This is a genomic window from Nocardia sp. SYP-A9097 (assembly GCF_009649815.1).
In the GTDB taxonomy this organism is placed as follows: Bacteria; Actinomycetota; Actinomycetes; order Mycobacteriales; family Mycobacteriaceae; genus Nocardia.
In genome coordinates this window covers 1-18,038 of record NZ_WJIC01000059.1, presented here as the reverse complement: position 1 = coordinate 18,038, position 18,038 = coordinate 1, and the positions used below count along the sequence as shown (strand labels likewise).

Sequence of the window (18,038 nt, the reverse complement as noted above, 5' to 3'; positions counted from 1 at the left end):
AACCTTCTGGGCAACAGTGGATGTGGTAATTCCTGTTGCTACCAGGAGGTTCCGTTCCATCGGGCCACTTCCGGCAACCTCCCGCACGGTCTGTTCCCTAAACGATCAGAACCCGGACAGGCACTAACTTGTCCGTCGGTTCCAGCGTCTCGGCCACCCTTTTTCCTCCGCAGGCTCACCTGGCCCACGTCAGCACCCTTTCGAGTCCGGACACATAGTCCGGTATCCGGCCGGTTATCCACGACCGGCTGACGGAGGGGCCAGCCACACCTGGTCATGGTTTCCCGCTGCCTTTCGGCCACCGGCATTGGCTTCTCGGGCCATCCCAATCCCGCTCGGGGAGTTCAGCTTTCCTCACAGTCGGCCTACCGGACACCAGCTTCGATGCCCGGACCCCGTCGGGGTTACCACGTTCCACACGCGCGAGATACGACCGGGGAGGGTGCCTCCTCTATCCCGGGGACGACGGCGCTCTCCCGACCAGATGCCGTCCCCGGTCGGCGCCTGCCGCTTTCCAACGGCCAGTCTCTTTCCCCTGCCAACCACTACCCATCGACAGGGTCCTCTTTACGAGACATCCACGGAGGTTCACGCGATTCACCCGTCCGACCTGCCCCTGACCCGTGACCCCCGGATGGAACGGGAGCCCTTCGGCTTTCCTCTGAGCTTCGCACCCTGCCGTTACCAGCAGCGCACGTCAGAGCGGGGCCGGGCATCGAGCACGAGCCCGAAACTCACACAGCCGAAACCGAATTCGGCCCTCCAATCTGCGAGTTCACTCGCATCGTGCAACCTCGTGTCGCAACGGCAATACAAGATGTTGAAGCATGGCTTCCGGGCAGCGGGAGAGGCAGACGCCCGGGTGTGTGACCTACTGGGCTCGCCATGTCAGGGGCAGTTTGGGTCCGAATCCTCGGCACCGCTCACCAGCATGAGACCTAGGCCGTGTTTTGAAAGTGGGTAGTGGAAAAGACTGTCCGCGTTGGTAAATGGGTGAGCTCTCCGGTAGAGGGTTGATCGACCAAGATCCAACTTCACACCGGAGACCTCGTGGCCAGCGTAGCGGTGACCGGGCGCGCGGACCTGACCGACGCCCAATGGGCGCGGCTGGTGCCGCTGCTGCCCCGCGGTAAGAAGGCGGGCCGCCCGCCCAAACGGACCAAACGCCAACTCCTCGACGGGATTCGGTGGCGCATCCGATGCGGGACACCGTGGCGGGATGTGCCCGACTGATACGGGCCGTGGCAGAGGATCTATGGGCTGTTCCGCCGCTGGCAGCGCGCCGGGTTGTGGGCGTTCCTGTTCAAAGCGGTGCAGGCGTTCGCCGACGCCGAAGGCCGTATCACCTGGGATATCAGTGTCGATTCCACCATCGCCCGCGCGCATCAGCACGCTGCCGGTGCGCGCCGCGACGGCCACCAGCAGGCCGAACCGCCGGGCGGAGTGCAGGACGAGCCCGACGATCATGCTCTGGGGCGTTCGCGTGGTGGCTGGACCACCAAGATTCATCTGGCCTGCGAGCAGGCCCGCAAGACACTGTCGCTGGTGCTCACCGCCGGCCAGCGCGGCGACAGTCCACAGTTCACCGCCGTGCTCGACGGCATCGCCGTGCCCCGGCTCGGCCCCGGGCGGGCACGCACCCGCCCGGACACCGTGCGTGCCGACTAGGCATACAGTTCCGCCGCCAACCGCGCTCACCTGCGTAAACGCGGAATCAAAGCGACGATACCGATCAAGAAGGACCAAGCAGCCCACCGGAAGAACAAAGGTTCGGCCGGTGGCCGTCCGCACGCATTCGATGCCGAGGACTACAAGTTGCGCCATGCGGTGGAGTGCGGGATCAACCTGCTCAAGCAGAAACGTGCTGTGGCAACCAGATACGAAAAACTCGCGGTCCGCTACCTGGCCACCGTCCGCATCGCCGCCATCGACTACTGGCTATGACCAGTGTGGGCGGGCGAACGCCCACACCCACTTTCAAAACACGGCCTAGCAGCGCACGCCGGGTTCGGGAGGCGGCTCGGAGAAACCACCGGTGGCAACACCGGCACGGCGCTCCGAGTCGACCTCACTTCAGAACTGGCCGCTTGTAAGCGGGTCGAATCGGCGGTCATCTGGAAGATGTGCGCGGCAGCGCTGCCCATGCCGCTGGGTGTTGAGAATTGATCTTGGGCTCAACACCGGCGCGCCTCGGGGATCAGTTGCACTGCTACCGCAGCCACGGTCAGTAGTCGTTCCGGGGTCGGCCACGGGAGATGCTCATACGGTTGCCATTTCGTGATTCCAGCGCGCTCGGGCATGTGCGATTGCCGTCCGGCATCCCGCTGCGGGGCGTACTCTCGAAGAGTTCGCAGATCAACCATGGACGTCAGCAGTGGTTCGTCCAAATCTTTAGTGGCACAACGATTTATCGCCCGCACATTGCCTCAAGAGAGCAGGTGTAGCGCATGGCCACCGAAAGTTCCCAGACAGAGGTTGCAGAGTCCACCGACGGGAAGCGTGAAGCCCACATCGAGGCGCTGATTCGCGAGGGTGTTCCGCGGGAGGAGGTGGAGCCGGTATACGCGGTCAGCGACGCGGAAGCGCGACAGATAGCGTCTGAGGAGCTGGCGGAAGCGCGGCGTCTGGAGGATGAGCTGATCGCCGAGCTGCCGGCGGCGGATCAGGAGGAGTTCCGGCAGGTCCAGCGCGAGTTGGGTGCCCTGGGGTATGAAGTTCACGCGGTGGCGAAGTGGTGGGGGTTCGAGGTCCACCTGAACGCGGAAGCCGCCAAGCTGGCCGCCGACATCACCGAGTACATCGGCAAGATGGTGGCACTGATCCCGGCAGTGGCACCATTCAAGCCTTTGATCAAGGCTTACTGCAAGATCAAGGCCGCGTGGATCAAGGCGGTCGGGGAGAGTTACGGCTGCAAGCTGGTCTCGCCGTGGATCGCTCCCGGCATGCTCATCCCGATCTCCCTGGCGCCCAGGGCCGACACCAGCCTGTGGTGGACGGTGTTCGAGGAGGGCCAAGGGTGGAGTGAGGACACGCGGTTCCCGATGCATGCCAGCGAATCCAACCCAGCGCTGGCCGCATTGGGTGGTGAACTGTATTGCGTCCATCGCGGCGGCGGTTCCGATGTGAACCTTTGGCAGGCCGTCTACAACCCCGACACAGGGTGGGGTACCGACACCCCCTTCACACGCCACGCCAGCGATCAAGGTCCCGCGTTGGCGGCATTCAACAACGGGCTCTACCTTCTCCACAAAGGCAACGCCGGTGATGTGAACCTGTGGATGACGAGAAAACCGGGCCCCAACGCCGCTTGGACGCCGGACGAGCGGTTGCCCAGGAACGCCACCAGTGTGGGTCCGGCGTTGGCGGTCTTCGGTGACCGGTTGTACTGCGTTCACCGCGGATCGGGCAATGACGCCAACCTGTGGTGGACCTCCATCGACCGCAACAGTGGCGCTTGGCCCGGTGACACGGCAATCCCAGGAGTAGCGACCGATGCCAACCCGGCGTTGGCGGTGTTCCAGGGCAAGCTGTATTGCGTCCACAAGGGCAACGGGAGCGACAAGAGCCTGTGGTGGACCACCTTCGACGGCAGCAGATGGACCGCGGACCGGAAGTTCCCCAATCACGGCACCGCCGCGGGCCCGGCTCTGGCCGTGTTCAAGAACAAGTTGTACTGCGTGCACCGGGGAAACTATGACCAGAGCCTGTGGTGGACCTGCTTCGATGGCAACAGCTGGACCCCGGACAGGGAACTCAGTCGCCATGCCAGCAACGCAGGCCCGGCCCTGATCGTGTACCGCGACAAGAACAGTGACCGCGAACAGCTGTTGTGCGTGCACCGCGGCTTCGGTAACAAGAGCTCCACCGATGGCCACGCAGCCGCAACCCCGGAGTCGTCCGCCACGTAGAAGCCGGCGCAGGTTGAGCAGGGGAATCTCGGACGATCATGCGGCTCGCCAGGTCGAGGGGACCCGGTGAGCCGCATGTGGTGAGGTTCCGGTAGTAATCGCCCACTGTGTCGAGAATCGTGTCGAGAAACGCGTGGGAAGCCGCGATTGTCCGACAACTTGCATTGACCGATTTCGGACGGATACCGCCCGCTGCGACACACGGTAATCGGCAGAAGCGGATGTTCGGTCAACACGGACGCCGACGTCCACCAGATCGGACAACGGGATATCTCTTGCTGCAATGGCGGGACGAAGAGCTCGAGGTGGTCAACCCCAGACAGGTTGTCCGAGGTGCGTTTTGGTGGACAACACTTCGCAGCCCATGCGGTGGATCGCGTCGAGCAAAGCCACCCGAACCTGTTGTTCGTCGTCGGGCGGGAATGCGATGCGGATCTGATGGCCGTAGGCCGTCTCGTAGGTGAGGTTCCAACCAAGCTCTGTGGCAGCGAAGTGGTCCTGGCGTTGATCTCCTTGTGCCCAGCCGCCTCGGTTGGCGGTCGGGGACAACGCCTTACGCAAGATCTGCAGGCGCTCGGGGTAGCTGCGGTGGCCGTCGGTCAGCTTGATGTAGACATGTCGGAGTTCGCGATTGGGCTCGAACCATGGCGCTGCGGTGTTGTTGTAGGCAGGGAAGACGGTGGTGTCGACCAGACCGCTCAGCCAGCCGTGGAGGAATGCGGCCGCGCCGGTGTCGTGGGCGTGGTAGTCGCACGCGCGCGGGTTCCAAGCCACCACAGTCCAGGTATCCGGCTCCCCGTCGGTCACCCAGCACAGCCGGTCACCGTTGTCGGTTGCGGCCCACTCCAGCAGTCCGCCGGGCTCCGGATAGTAAGGATAGGGGCATTGTTCCGGGTTCTCCTCACGGAACGGGCGCTCGCTGTCCAGGAGCTTCTGTGCGGATTGGACCAGGAAATTACGAGGGCCGAAGGGCGTCAGCGGCGTAATGAAGTCCACGAACTTGCCCACGCCGTAGAACTCGACGAGCGACTTGAAATCCATGGGAAGTTCCAGACCGAGGGCGGCCTCGATCTGCCCCCAGTCACCGAACGCGTGGATGGGATTCGCGGGTGGTGGCACCAAGCGAACCAAGTCGTCGATCGTCATGCGACAAAGGCTATCGAGCGCCCGGGCGACAACCTTGCCCAACCAATGACAGGCATGGGGATCGAGTGGCTTGTCGATGATCGCGGATACCGGCTCGAGGTGCGGTGGCTTGATCCATATCCCCACTGCCCGCGGTTCCGGCGACGAGATACGGCTTCGGCGCGATGGTCCAGTCACCAGGTAGGCCAGGAGATCTGGACGAGTGCCCAACGCGCGGGTCGCGGCATGAGGGTGCGCGCGGACTAGGCCCGATGGGTGCTGTCAAAGCTGTAGTTCGTCGAGGACAGGGTTGGCCGCGAGCTGCGGATACTCCTCGCAGAGTTCGGTCAATACGGCGTCCCGAAAGGCCACCCATGCGTCCCTGAGTTCGGAGATGTCGCAGACCGCCTCGGCAACCTCCTCGACCGTGCAGTACGCGCACGAGATCCGGACCTTGCCGGCCTCGGGCGTGAACACGATCAGGTCGTCATTCTCAGTGAACCCAAGCCTGAAACACTCGCCCCGTTCCATGTAGGCAGGCACCGCCTGTATCGACCAGAGAAAGTCGAGGACTGGTGTCCATGACCACGGTGGGGCCAGCTCTACCCCGTCGACTGTGAACGAAAGGTCCGACAGGAAGTAGTACCAGCGCAGATCAACTTGGCTCACGGTCGCAAGGTCGACCCCCTCCTGGTATTCCCGGCCATGCTCCACGTATATGCCGGACCGGAGATACTGGAACTTCACCATCAAATCGCCAGTCGTTGAACTTCATGCTTCATCCGAGAAGGGTCCCAGAGCAGACATCAAGAGGCGACCTAGATTTCATAGAATTCCTGGCCGGTTCGAACCGCACTAACCTCAATACCAGTGACTTAAGTGGATGAGCTGATAACCTTGCCGTTCGGGAGGTGTCTGGATGCCACGACCTGGTCAGGTCACGCCGGAGACGGACGAGCGGTTGTCGGATCGGATCGCTATCGGGTTGCTGACGCGTACGTTTCCGCCGGAGCTGGTGGATCGGGTGGTGGCCGAGTGCGGGCGTGAGGGGCAACGTAACCGGTTGTTGCCGCCGCGGGTGGTGGTGTATTTCGTGCTGGCGATGTGCCTGTTCTCCGGTCAGGGGTACGAAGAGGTCGCACGGTTGTTGACCCAGGGGCTCGGGTGGGCGAAACGCTGGCAGGGTTCGTGGCAGGTGCCCACCACGGCGGCCATCTCGCGGGCGCGGGTCAAGTTGGGGCCCAAGCCATTACAGATGTTGTTCGCCGAGGTCGCGCGGCCGATGGCGACCGAGGCGACCCGGGGCGCGTGGTACGGGCGGTGGCGACTGGTCGCGATCGACGGCACGGTCTTCGACGTGCCCGACAGCGCGGCGAACGCGGCGTGGTTCGGGCGGCCCAAGACTCATCGCACGCAGCGGTGCGCGTATCCGCAGGTGCGGATGGTGGCGTTGGCCGAGTGTGGTAGCCCCGCGATCACCGCGGCGGTGCTGGGACCGTTGTCCTCGTCCGAACCCGCCCTGGCCCGCGACCTGTTCGGTCATCTCGGTCCGGGAGATCTGTTGCTGGCGGATCGCGGTTTCACCGGTGTAGAACTGTGGCGGGCCGCCTGCGCGGGAGGGGCGGATCTGTTGTGGCGCATACGATCCCATCATGTCCTGCCCGTTCGCGCGGAACTGTCGGACGGCTCGTATCTGTCGGAGATCGTTGTCGCGGCCGACCACCGCAAACGTGCGGACCCGACCACCGTGCGGGTCATCGAGTACACCCTGCACGGCCCTGGTTTCCCGGCACAGGACGCCCCCTACCGGCTGATCACCACGATCTTGGACCCAACCGCCGCGCCCGCCAGCGACCTGGCCGCCCTCTACCATGAACGATGGGAGATCGAGACCGCACTCGATGAGCTCAAGACCCATCAACGCGGACCCGCTCAGGTCCTGAGGTCCCGCTCACCCGAGGGCGTCGAACAGGAGATCTGGGGCCATCTACTGGTGCACTATGCCGTCCGCACCCTCATGCACGAAACCGCCGACGCCGCCGAAATCGACTCCGACCGGCTATCTTTCACCCGCAGCATCCGCCTCGCCCGCCGACAGGTGATGGCGCAGGCGGCCTTTTCCCCCTGACCACCTCGCCGACGCCCTGATCGAGGGACTGCGGGAAATCGCCCGCCACCTGCTCCCTGTCCGATCCGGACGCAGCAATCCCCGCGTCGTCAAACGCAAAATGTCCGGCTTCAAGGTGAAAGGTGACGAGCACCGCGACCAACCCCGAAAGCATTGCAGCCCAACCGAAGCCGTGGCCATCGCCCCACACTGGCGCACCGAACCCATCAGCCCGAAGGCCAAGCGATCACCGACGACAGTCACACCTTAAGTCACTGGTATTGAGGTTAGTCGGCGCCTGTTGTGATGGTTTATCCGGGGGCAGAGAAGTGGACTGGGCGAGAACATATTTCACAAACCGGACGCGTGCCATTCTCGCGAATCATGTTCGGAGCCATGGCGGATCCCCTGACTGCGGAGCCGTAACCGGAGGCTCCTAACATCTTTGGAGGCCGCGTGCGGATGGGGCGGTTGCGGATACCTGTGCACACAAGAGTGCAGGGCCGGTGACAGGGGAGCGCCGTTGTACTTGTCGTGCGTACGTGCTGAGAACTTCCGTATCTTCGGGCCGGGCCGAGGAGATGACGGTGACGAAGACGGCCGCCTGGAGTTGGAGCTCGACCGGGGTACAAACGTCCTGGTCGGCGAGAACGACAGCGGAAAGTCCGCGATTATCGATGCGATTCGTATCTGCCTGCTCACCACCGCCGCGGACTATTACCGGGTCACCCGGGACGACTTTCACGTCGGTTCCAATGGTAGAGCGAAAGCCTTCACCATCACCTGCGGCTTCTCGGACCTCACCGTGGAGGAACAGGCCACGTTTCTTGAGCTCGTCACGACCGACCGCGAGGGTACTGCCAGCCTGTTTGTCACCGTCCATGCCGAAGCGATGGACCCGCTTCGCCCACAGCGCATCTCGGTCACTACTCGGACTGGACCGGACGGTAGTGGTCCGGCACTGGACGGCGCGGCGCGCGAGCTACTCAAGGCGACCTACCTACGTCCGCTGCGGGATGCGGAAGCCGAACTACGTTCAGGACGAGGATCGCGGCTATCGCAAATCCTGGCCAGCTACCCGGCCATGAGCGTCCAGGAAGTGGACGACTTCGATGAAAAGGCCGATTCCGCGAGCACTCTGGTAGGGATCCTGCATCGTGCTGAGTACCATCTGGCCCGAAACAAATCGGTGGCGGCGGCGCTCGATGACATCAATGGTGACTATTTGAGCAAATTCGCAATCGGTTCGGATAGTTTGCGGGGTCAGATCACGGTATCTGGGGATGCCACTCTGGCGCGAGCGCTCGAGAGGCTGGAGCTGGCGTTATCTCCGGAAACCGGTGAGTGGACGCGGCGAGGACTGGGATACAGCAATGCTCTGTTCATGGCCGCCGAGCTGCTGTTGCTCGGCAATAGCGATATCGCCCCCCTGCTTCTGATCGAGGAGCCCGAAGCACATCTGCACCCGCAACTGCAGGCCCGGATCATGGATCTCTTGCAAGAACGCGCCCAGACCGACAAGGGCGGAAAGCGGCCTACCGCTCCGGTGCAGGTTCTCTTGACCACCCACAGCCCGAACCTGGCGTCTGCGATTGCAGTGAAGCACCTGACCCTCGTGGCCAAGGGCCGCACCTTCCGGCTCGCCCCGGGCCTGACCTACCTGGACGGCGGCGATTACGAGTTCCTGACCCGCTTCCTCGATGTCACCAAGGCGGCTTTGTTCTTCGCCCGTGCCGTCGCGATCGTGGAGGGTGACGCTGAGGCGATTCTTCTACCTGCACTGGCCGCAGCGACCGGGCCCACCTTCAACGCAAGCGGGGTTACCGTCGTAAACGTTGGCACAGTGGGCTTGTTCCGCTACAGCCGCATTTTCCAACGCGACGGCGAGCAGATCCCGGTGGCGGTCGCGTGTATCCGTGATCGTGACCTGGTGCCGGCTGGGACACCCGCCGACATGCGGGGCAAGCTGAAATGCGCGCAGGAGATGAAGCCGGACGAGATCACCCGACATCTCAAGAAGTTGACTGCCCGCGACAGCGGCAACGTCCGAACCTTCGTCTCCGACCACTGGACCCTCGAATACGACCTTGCCGCCTCATCCTGGGAAATGGCGACACTGATGCATCAGGCGGTGCAGGCAGCCATCGCGTCGAAGTCGGCGTGGCCCGACGCGGGCACCCTCGCAGAGTCCGATACAACAGCGGCCAAACAAGTCACCCAGTGGCGTGACGACGGAAAACCGTTGGAGACCACTGCCATCGACATCTACAGGCCGCTGCGCATGGAGCAAGCGAGTAAGCCGATCGCCGCGCAACACGCCGCACGTCTCCTTGGGAAAGCACCGATCACGGAGAAGCAGCTACCGAAATACCTGGTTGACGCCTTTGCCTACCTGCGCGCGGGGGCGACACGTTGACCACCCTGTACCGCACCGATGATTTCACCCGCCAACGAATTCACGCGCGTGCCTCTGAATTAGGAATGCAGCTCTCCGACCAGGAGCAATGGGAGTTCCTGCAGAGGATCGACACGTTGGACTTGCAAGCTGCACCGGGCTCAGGAAAGACGAGCCTGGTCGGTCTCAAACTTCTGATACTCGCCGAGCATTGGGCGAGTACGACTCGCGGCGTCTGCGTGCTCTCGCACACCAATACCGCCAAGGACGAGATCGTCGCCCAGGTCAGCGACTCCCCCTACGGTGCTCGGTTGCAGCGCTATCCCCATTTCATCGGCACGATCCAGTCGTTCACCAGCACGTTCCTCGCGTTGCCGCACCTGCGCGGGATGCGCAGGCAGATCCAGATCGTTGATAACGATGCATACGCGGACCAGGCCAAACGCACCCTGGCAAGCGATCAACGCTTCAGTACCTTGAAGGCGCAGCTCGGCCGACTGCACAACGGTGACGACTTGGTCGCCGACGCCGAGTTCAGTTTCGAGTCAGGGCAACTCACGATCCGGTCCTCGCGGAAGCTACCCTTCGGACTCGAAACCAAGAGCGGAGAGCAATTCACGAAACTGAAGAATCATTTGGCCAGACAGGGCATATTCCGCTACGCGGATATGTTTGCGCTAGCCGAACTGCATCTTTTCCGGCGGCCGACCTTGGGCCGTGCAGTCGCACACCGCTTCCCCTTCGTCCTGATCGATGAAATGCAGGACACGAGCGCGCAACAGCAGAAACTGCTGGACCAGGTTTTCGGCGATCCTTCGACCGTCGTGCAACGCGTCGGTGACGTCAACCAGCAGATCTTCGCCGAGGGCACTACTATCCCATCCTCCTTCCCGCGCTCGGACTCCCTCGAACTACCCGTCAGCCGCCGATTCGGCAGCACCATCGCCGAACTCGCCAGCTCGCTCACCGTCCATCGCTCCCAACACATCCGCGGCGTGGGCCCCGCCGGAACGATCGCTGTCCTGCTCTACGACGAAACCTCCGTGACCCATGTCATTCCGGCCTTCGAACGGATCGCAGCGGAGGTCATTCCGCACCCGCTGCTGCAGGAGTGCCCCCCGCGAGTCCTTGCCTCACGGCTGCGACCGGGTACATCGAAGGCTTTCCCACAGTCCCTTGCCTGCTACGCACCGGGATTCGCCGCGAATATCCCAGGAGATCAACGAGCCTCATTACTCATCACCGCACGGGTGGCGCGGGCGCAATGGCGATCTGGAGCAAGCCGCACTGCGGTCGACCTGTTGTGGGAGGCAGTGAGAGCGGCCACCAAGTCCGCTACGAATGAAGCGTTACCAACACTGCGTTCGCTGAGCCGAGAAACCAAGACTCCAGGTGCCCGCATCAGGGCCCTGCTCCTGGACATCCTGACCGACCCGAACGACGACGAAATCAGCTGGGACGGTCTGATGAATCGCTTGACCGGTTTGCTTGCCGAGCTCTCGAAAGCTGGTCCAGTTCGCCTCACGTTAGGTGAAGTTGCGCACTACGTTGCGCCGTCCGTAAGCAGCTCTATGGCTGTTGTGGGTGAGCGGGGCGACGCCGCGGTGGAGACAGTGCGTAGTGATCTGGGGTCCATCCACAGTGCCAAAGGCGAAACTCATACCGCGACCTTGATTCTGGAATGCTTGAACCGGAGCGGAAAGAACCACGACGTTCACGAGGTGCTGAGGTTGCTCGCAACAAACGGGGACCTCGAAAGCGCGACATCTACTGTCCGGGAAATCGCTCAATTGGTATTCGTCGGAGCAACGCGACCCACCCAGCTACTTGCGTTCGCTGTCCACCGGGATCGAGGCTCGCCATACCTGGACTTCTTCGCCTCCAACGACTGGCTAGTCCATGATCTCGCCTTGCAAAGTGACTCTGCGGGAGCCGGCACAGTTAAGAACGATTGGAGGGACTGAGGGGCCCGAAGGATTCCGGACATGGGCCCAAAGTAGAATTTGGGTAATTGAACAGAGTTGATTGTGGCGCAAAAGAAGTCGCGGGTTTTGACCCCAATGCCGCTTACTTAAGCCGCAGTCGGTCACCTGCAGCGTGTATTGCAATTTATCGCCTGTCGGATTTGAAAATACCTACAGTATTGCATATTTCGTGCACACCCCTGAATCTCAACCATTCGGAGGACGTCGCCTTCTGAAGGCCGTGCGGGATGGACTCGAAAACTCTTAGCATAGCGTCATTTTCGTGAATCCATCCGTGAAGTATGCGACGATGTCCGCGTGATTTCGGATGGCGTCGGGAAGCTGACCGACCATGTTTCCCTTGGGGCACTGCCACCGGAACCGCGACGACATCACAGCCGCCTTCGCGCATGTCGCGAGCATGGTCCGATGAGCGGCTTGCAACCGGGCGCTACTGGCGAATCACGGCATCCCGGCAGCCTCGATGACGCGCACGAGGAGGAGGCTCCGGACGAACGTCCCAGCTATCTGGAGAAGTCCGCTGATTCCGCTGGCATGGGTAAAGCGGCCGAGTACCTGGTCACGGCAATCTGCATCCTGGCCACCCGCGGCCAGCTGAATATCTCCACCTCGATCGTCGACGACGAAGGCGTCGACCTGGTGTTCCACCTCGGCGACTACACCGCCACGCTGGCGGTACAGGTCAAGGCGCGTATGTCGGACGGATCGGTGGCTGCCCGCGGCAGGCTCCAGGCGCAGATCCGTCAGGCAACGTTCCGGCCCAGGGACGATCTGGATCTGCTGTTTCATCCTGGTGGATATCGAGCATGGCACGCTCAGCGCAGCTTGGCTGGTGCCAAGCCGGGATTTCGACCGACTGAAGGGAACACCGACCACCCGAGGCACACTGCGGTTCTCCGCATCGGCCACTACGGGCAGCCAGGATAAATGGTCGAGCTATCGGCTGACGGCGGCTGAACTGCCGAGGCGGATCATTGACCGGGTAAGTCTGTTGAATTTGCGATGAGAGGGATATTAAGTGATTCACGAGAGCGGTCGCCAGTCAACGGGCGATCGACGCTGGGAGCAATGGGTTAATGAGGAATATCGAGGCGGCGCTGCATCTGAATTTTCCTTTTCTATAGATAGTGTAACGGTTGGCGATGAGGCAATCAGGCTACCGAAGGCGGGGGTGATTGCCGTCGTCGGTTCTAATAATGTCGGTAAATCGACGTTACTTCGTCAAATCAGGGAGCGACTTGGATGGCCTGACACTATCCCCAGGCCAGTTATGCCTCCAATCTTGGGGGAAATGGAATTGAACAGACGCTCGTCGGTAAATGACTTGCTTGCCTGGCTGGCATCAACTAGTAGTTTTAAAACAACCGATAATCCTAGCGGAGTATTTGCTCGACCCGGATCAAGCGATCTGGCTCCCATCTCTGCCATCCGACTGTGGGGTGGCCAGGCTGGTGTAGACCGGATAGGTGACCTCAGTTTGTTTCTGTCCAGCTACGCCAATGTTAGGGATCGCCTGAGTTGGGTTGACCCGGTAGGCAGGCGTAATAAGATCCGCGACCCTCCCTCAAACCCAATGCACATCTATGAGCAGAACGAACAGCTATTATCGGAGTTAAACGCCGCTGCAGAGCTTATCTTCAAGGTGCCATTGACGCTGGATCGACTCGGCGGCACGATAGAATTTCTAGTTGGACGCCCAAGTATCCCAGCTCCACCACTCGACCGTGTGACCGACGAATATGTGAGCGAGCTTGAAAAACTGGACTCGTTGCGTACGCAAGGCGATGGTATGCAGAGCGTACTCGGCCTGCTGATTCCTCTTATAGCGTCGACGCATAAGGTCGTCTTGATTGACGAGCCAGAGGCTTTTTTGCATCCACCCCAAGCCAGGGTGTTGGGGGCCATGCTCGCGAGGATAGCGAAAGATCGTGGTATGCAAGTGTTCCTTGCTACCCATGATCGAAATATGATTGTTGGTGTGCTTGATGTCGAAGACGTTGCCGTATCGGTGCTCCGTCTTGCTCGCGACGGCAACGACACTTCTGTAAGGCAGCTTGAACCTGATCGCTTACGAAAAGCCTGGGAAGATCCGGCTCTGCGATATACGCATATCCTCGACGGTCTCTTTCATCAGCTCGTTGTCCTCGCGGAAGACGAACGAGACTGCACCTTCTATGCCGCTGCTATCGACGAGCTAAATGCGCGTAAGACGATTGACATTCAGCCGAGCAACATATTGTTCATGGCTACGAGTGGTAAACACAATCTGGCACGGATAGCGGTGATGCTCCGAGAAGTGGGGGTGAAGGTTTTAGTTTGCCCTGACCTAGATATTCTGGATAATGAGCAAACCATGAAAAAGTTGGTGGAGTCCCTTGGTGCTGACTGGTCCAGGCTGGAAGCGGACTATAGGATCGCAACCAATCCTTTTAAGACTCTCCGGGTGCAGCGAACAAACGATGACGTACGGAAAGTCATAGATGGCGTCTTGAACGAGGATCCGACCGAAATCTACGATACAGCGACTAAAAAGAAGGTTACGGCCGCCCTCTCCGTAGAGGATCCCTGGGGTAACCTAAAGAAATTCGGCAGTGTATCCTTCAAAGGCACTGCGGCTGCCGCCGCCGAACGCCTTCTCGCCGACCTTGACGGCATCGGATTGGTCGCGCTACGCCTCGGTGTTCTTGAGAACTTCTACCCCCAACTCGCAAAGGGCGCTGGATGGCTTCCAGGGGCGCTTGCTGCGGGTAGTCACCGTTCCGGCGAAGCCCAGCAACACGCTGAACGCATCATAAGAGCTGGCGGCGGGCACGTAGTTCGTTGATCCTGTAGTGCTATGCGTATATCAAATCTTTATCGCGACCAGAAGACGTCGATAACCTACTTTCTGGCCGGACGTATGGTGACACCGCGATCTAGCACGACAGTGGTATTTTGTTGCGCTGCAATCGTTTCTGTTGATATCGGATACTTCTCGCATGGGCTTGGTGGCGGCGGCGCCAGTGGACGGCGGCGAGCGCGCGGGTGAGAACGCGGGCGGGGTGGAGCACTATCGCCAGGAGACGGCGGATCTCGGCGACTGTGATTCGGCCCAGCCCGCGTGGGCTTTTGGGTCTGTGGCGGCGGTGACGGCGAGGAAGGCGTGGGCGAGCATGGCGAGTGTGATGTGCCGGTACCACGGGTCCCATTTGCGGACCTGGTAGTGGTCCAGGCCGCACTGGTCCTTGCTGGCCTGGAAACACTCTTCGATCGCCCACCTGGCGCCGGCGACGGTGACGATCTGCTCGCGGGTGACGGTGTCGGGGTGGAAGCACAGGTAGTAGGCGATATCGGTGGGGTCGTCGAGGGATCGGCGGGCGAGGAGGGTACGCACGAAACCTGCCGGGAGGTCGCCGAAAGTCGGCAGGGTGGCCCAGGCGAAGTCGTACTCGCGTTCACCGCGCACCCCGGGACCGGTCGAGAGTTGGTGCCACGCCTGGGCGGGTGCCCGGCCGATGAGGGTGTCGACTCGGCGGCGGCCGTCGAGGTCGGCCACGGCCTGTTTGACCGGGACCTCGACGACATAGGGCATGCGGTGGCCTTCGAGGAAGGCACGGAATGTGCCGTCACGGCCGTAGGCGGAATCGGCGGCCACCCAGCCGGCCACCACGCCAGCGGCCAACGCGCGGTCGATCAGCGCTTCAGCCAACCGCGGTTTGGTTAAAAGACCTTCACCACAACGTGTTTCGGGGATTCCGGCCTCGGCGCAACGCTCCCGGTCGGAGATCCATGATTCGGGCAGATACAACTCACGATCGATCAACGCCCGCCCTCTCTGACTGGCGTAGGCCAGGAACACTCCCAGCTGCGAGTTCTCCACACGGCCTGCTGTCCCGGAGTACTGTCGTTGCACCCCAACCGATTTCGTGCCCTTCTTCAAGAATCCCGTCTCATCGACGACGAGGACACCATCGGGTCCGGCCAGCGCCTCGGCGACATAAGAGCGCAAGCGGTCACGCAGTTCGTCGGCGTCCCAGCGAGACCTGTTCAGGAAATGCTGCAACCCATCTGGCTCCACCACGCCAGCGGCGTCGGCCAACTGCCAGGAGTTCTTCCGCTCCACCGGCGCCAGCAACCCTGTCAGATACGACCGCGCCCATCGCCGCGGCTCCACCCTCCCGAACACGTCAGCCACCCGGGCGAACACCTCGTCGAAACCAGCCCGCCACGCCGAAACATCCTCAGCGACAACATCATCCAGCATGCAACCCCAAATACGCCACAATCAGACACATTGCAGCGCAACGAAATACCACTGTCGTGCTAGGACCAATGCCGCGCAGTTAAGTTTTCTGCTTGGTTGTCAACCAGGCAGGATTTGCACGTTGATGCGGGTTTTGTAGGTGGCGCGGTCGATTTGGCCTTTGGCGCGGTGTTTGGAGATGGCGCGTTTGACCACGCGTGGGCTGGTGCGGTGGCGGCGGGCGGGCAGGAGGTCTGCCAGGACAGCCTGACCGATGGTGCCGACCAGGTCGATGACGGTGTCGGCGATGATGCTGGCGGCGCGGATGACCTGGTCTCGGGCTGCGTTCAAGGCGATGGTGAAGCTGCCGCGGTCGGCGGTCATGTCGGGGGTGGCCAGGGCGGTGTCGGCTATCGCGGTGCGTAGTGCCTGGTAGGTGGTCAGCAGCGCGTAGACCTCTTGTGTGATCCCGGAGGGGGTGCGGGCGCGTAGCACCCGGCCGCCGAGGATGCTGGATTTCAGTTCCAGATAGGAGGTTTCGATCTCCCATCGTTGGTGATAGATCTCGACCAGATCGGCTGCCGGGTAGCGGCGGTAGTCGCTCAGGGTGGTGATCAGTAGGTATTTCTCCGTGCGTGTGGGGCCGTCGGCGCAGGTCACCGTGATGGTGGCGGCGATGATTCGGGCGACGATACCGCCGACGGGTGCGAGCGAAGGATCCGTCGGGCAGGTGGCTCAGTGCGGGGTAGCGTCGATCGTCACGGCATCGGAACAACAGGTCGGCCTTGGTGGCGGCGACCTGGCCGATCAGGTCGGCGGCGGCGAAATTGCGGTCGGCCAGCAACAGCATTCCTTCCCTCATGCATCCCAGAAGGCTTGGGGCATAAGTTATTTCGCCGAGGCGGGTGGTCCCGAAGACCGCACCGCAGATCGTTCGGGTGCCACACGCGACCACGGTGAGCAGCCGCAGCATCGGGTATCCAGCCACGGCATGACCGCCACCGTGTCGGCCGTATACGGCCACGTTCGCCGGTGAGTCGGGCACGAACATCGTCGTGCCATCCACCGCGCATACCAGCAGGCCGCGCCAGCGTGCCGCACCCGCCTGCGGGCCGGCGACCAGCTCGAACAGCTCCCGCAATGGCGCGATACCGACCCGGCGCAACGCCTGCGAAATCGCCGAGGAACCCGGATCGGCCACCACCGCCGATCCCAACCCTGCGACCAGCCGCGCCCACACCTGCCGATAGCCCGACTCGGCGAACAAACCGGCTGCCAGCAGTAGGTACACCACCACCCGCGACGGCAACAGCCGCACCCTCGCCTGCACCGCCCCCGCCGATTCCAGTGCGGCATCGACCATTTCGAACGGCACGAGCTGTGTCAGCTCCCCCAGATGCCCCGGCGCGAACACCCCCGCCGCTACCTTCGGTGCACGTGTGATGACAGACTGAACAGACAGCGGAACTCCCGGTAAGCGGTTTGTCTTTGGCGGACAAAACCTCTCTACCAGTAGTTCCGCTGTTCCATTTCACGACATGACAAGTCCCACAACACGACTCGCTTGACAGGGCATCCTCAACCGCTAACTGCGCGGCATTGACGCTAGTACGCCAGCCGCACCCGCATCCGGTCATCGATGCAGAACCGATCTCGCTGTGCCGGAGGAACTTCCGCTTCCGGACCGAGTCCACCGCCAAACCGTCCGCTCGGCCACACCCAGCCTTTCCGCTGCCAGCCGGACGTGCCCGGTGGACAGGCAGCCCTGCTCCGACACCTAGAACAGCGGTTCGCCATCGGAGCTCGGCTTCGCCGCGCTGCCCCAGGGGTCGTCTCCGGCCCCGGATCCGAACGACCTGCGGCGGTTCTGACGGGCTTCCCACTCGGCTTGTTCTCCGGCTTCCTGCCGGGCCCTCACCTCGCGTGTCCTGGGCCGCAGCGAACCCTTCGGACTTCCCTGCTCGCCATCAGCTCTGCACCAACTTCATTCGGACAGTGCCATCCACATGCCAGCTAAACCTGGACAGTGCCAACTGCATCGGGAGTAGCTCTGCTGCAGTGACGGTTGATCAGGCCGCGAGTCGGTAGTCCTCGGGGTGGGTGCGGTGGTGTTCGCGGGTGAGGTGGTATGCCCAGTAGGTGTCGAAGTCGCCGTTGTCGATCAGAGCGCGGAGGGTGAGGATGGCTTCGGCTCCGGTCAATCCCCATCGGGCGCCGCCGATGTCGAGGCGGTCGGCGATGAGGTGGCGGGCTGCTCCTTCGATGACGCCGGTCGCGATTGGCCAGCCGTTGGTCA

General features: G+C 62.1%; 10 protein-coding genes and 3 pseudogenes. 7 read left to right on the top strand and 6 right to left on the bottom strand.

Features of this window, described 5'->3' with window-relative positions:
* Positions 1-1,050 precede the first annotated feature (1,050 nt).
* Both GFY24_RS40410 and GFY24_RS40405 read left to right on the top strand, forming a co-directional pair.
* Positions 1,051-1,944 (top strand): annotated as a pseudogene (locus GFY24_RS40410) (IS5 family transposase).
* Positions 1,945-2,447: 503 nt separating this feature from the next.
* Complete coding sequence (locus GFY24_RS40405) at positions 2,448-3,908, top strand: hypothetical protein (protein ID WP_153810398.1); 1,461 nt, start codon at positions 2,448-2,450, stop codon at positions 3,906-3,908.
* A 309-nt stretch (positions 3,909-4,217) separates the two neighbouring features.
* On the opposite strand, the gene GFY24_RS40400 is transcribed toward GFY24_RS40405, so the two are convergent.
* Together GFY24_RS40400 and GFY24_RS40395 are read right to left on the bottom strand one after the other, a co-directional pair.
* On the bottom strand, positions 4,218-5,054 hold the full coding sequence (locus GFY24_RS40400; protein ID WP_153810397.1) for an SMI1/KNR4 family protein: 837 nt from the start codon (positions 5,052-5,054) through the stop codon (positions 4,218-4,220).
* 261 nt (positions 5,055-5,315) lie between these two features.
* A complete protein-coding gene (locus GFY24_RS40395; RefSeq protein ID WP_153810396.1) occupies positions 5,316-5,783 on the bottom strand; it encodes a hypothetical protein in 468 nt (155 codons plus the stop codon).
* Between the two features lie 169 nt (positions 5,784-5,952).
* On the opposite strand from GFY24_RS40395, the gene GFY24_RS40390 reads away from it, so the two are divergent.
* The 5 genes from GFY24_RS40390 to GFY24_RS40370 all read left to right on the top strand — a co-directional run bounded on the left by GFY24_RS40390 (position 5,953) and on the right by GFY24_RS40370 (position 14,344).
* Positions 5,953-7,161 carry an IS4 family transposase gene (locus GFY24_RS40390; RefSeq protein ID WP_153810395.1) on the top strand — a complete coding sequence of 403 codons (1,209 nt, stop codon included), beginning with the start codon at positions 5,953-5,955 and terminating at the stop codon, positions 7,159-7,161.
* Between the two features lie 508 nt (positions 7,162-7,669).
* The gene (locus GFY24_RS40385; protein WP_194853221.1) at positions 7,670-9,556 is read left to right on the top strand and encodes an ATP-dependent endonuclease; all 1,887 of its coding nucleotides are present in this window, start codon (positions 7,670-7,672) and stop codon (positions 9,554-9,556) included.
* Entirely contained in the window at positions 9,553-11,499 is a 1,947-nt protein-coding gene (locus GFY24_RS40380) for a UvrD-helicase domain-containing protein (protein ID WP_153810393.1), read from the top strand. The genes GFY24_RS40385 and GFY24_RS40380 overlap by 4 nt, the downstream gene beginning before the upstream one ends.
* A 429-nt stretch (positions 11,500-11,928) precedes the next feature.
* Positions 11,929-12,447 carry a hypothetical protein gene (locus GFY24_RS40375; protein WP_228567153.1) on the top strand — a complete coding sequence of 173 codons (519 nt, stop codon included), beginning with the start codon at positions 11,929-11,931 and terminating at the stop codon, positions 12,445-12,447.
* A 91-nt stretch (positions 12,448-12,538) separates the two neighbouring features.
* Positions 12,539-14,344 carry an AAA family ATPase gene (locus tag GFY24_RS40370; RefSeq protein ID WP_153810392.1) on the top strand — a complete coding sequence of 602 codons (1,806 nt, stop codon included), beginning with the start codon at positions 12,539-12,541 and terminating at the stop codon, positions 14,342-14,344.
* 225 nt (positions 14,345-14,569) lie between these two features.
* Here GFY24_RS40370 and GFY24_RS40365 read toward each other — a convergent pair whose 3' ends face one another.
* The 4 genes and pseudogenes from GFY24_RS40365 to GFY24_RS40355 form a co-directional block, all read right to left on the bottom strand.
* Positions 14,570-15,763 (bottom strand): IS701 family transposase, encoded by a 1,194-nt coding sequence (locus GFY24_RS40365; RefSeq protein WP_153810391.1) that lies wholly within the window; start codon positions 15,761-15,763, stop codon positions 14,570-14,572.
* A gap of 99 nt (positions 15,764-15,862) precedes the next feature.
* Complete coding sequence (locus tag GFY24_RS43165) at positions 15,863-16,402, bottom strand: transposase (RefSeq protein ID WP_309231919.1); 540 nt, start codon at positions 16,400-16,402, stop codon at positions 15,863-15,865.
* 55 nt (positions 16,403-16,457) lie between these two features.
* Positions 16,458-17,156 (bottom strand): annotated as a pseudogene (locus GFY24_RS44010) (transposase domain-containing protein); the annotation flags it as partial.
* A gap of 655 nt (positions 17,157-17,811) precedes the next feature.
* Positions 17,812-18,038, bottom strand: a pseudogene (locus GFY24_RS40355) (ISKra4 family transposase); the annotation flags it as partial.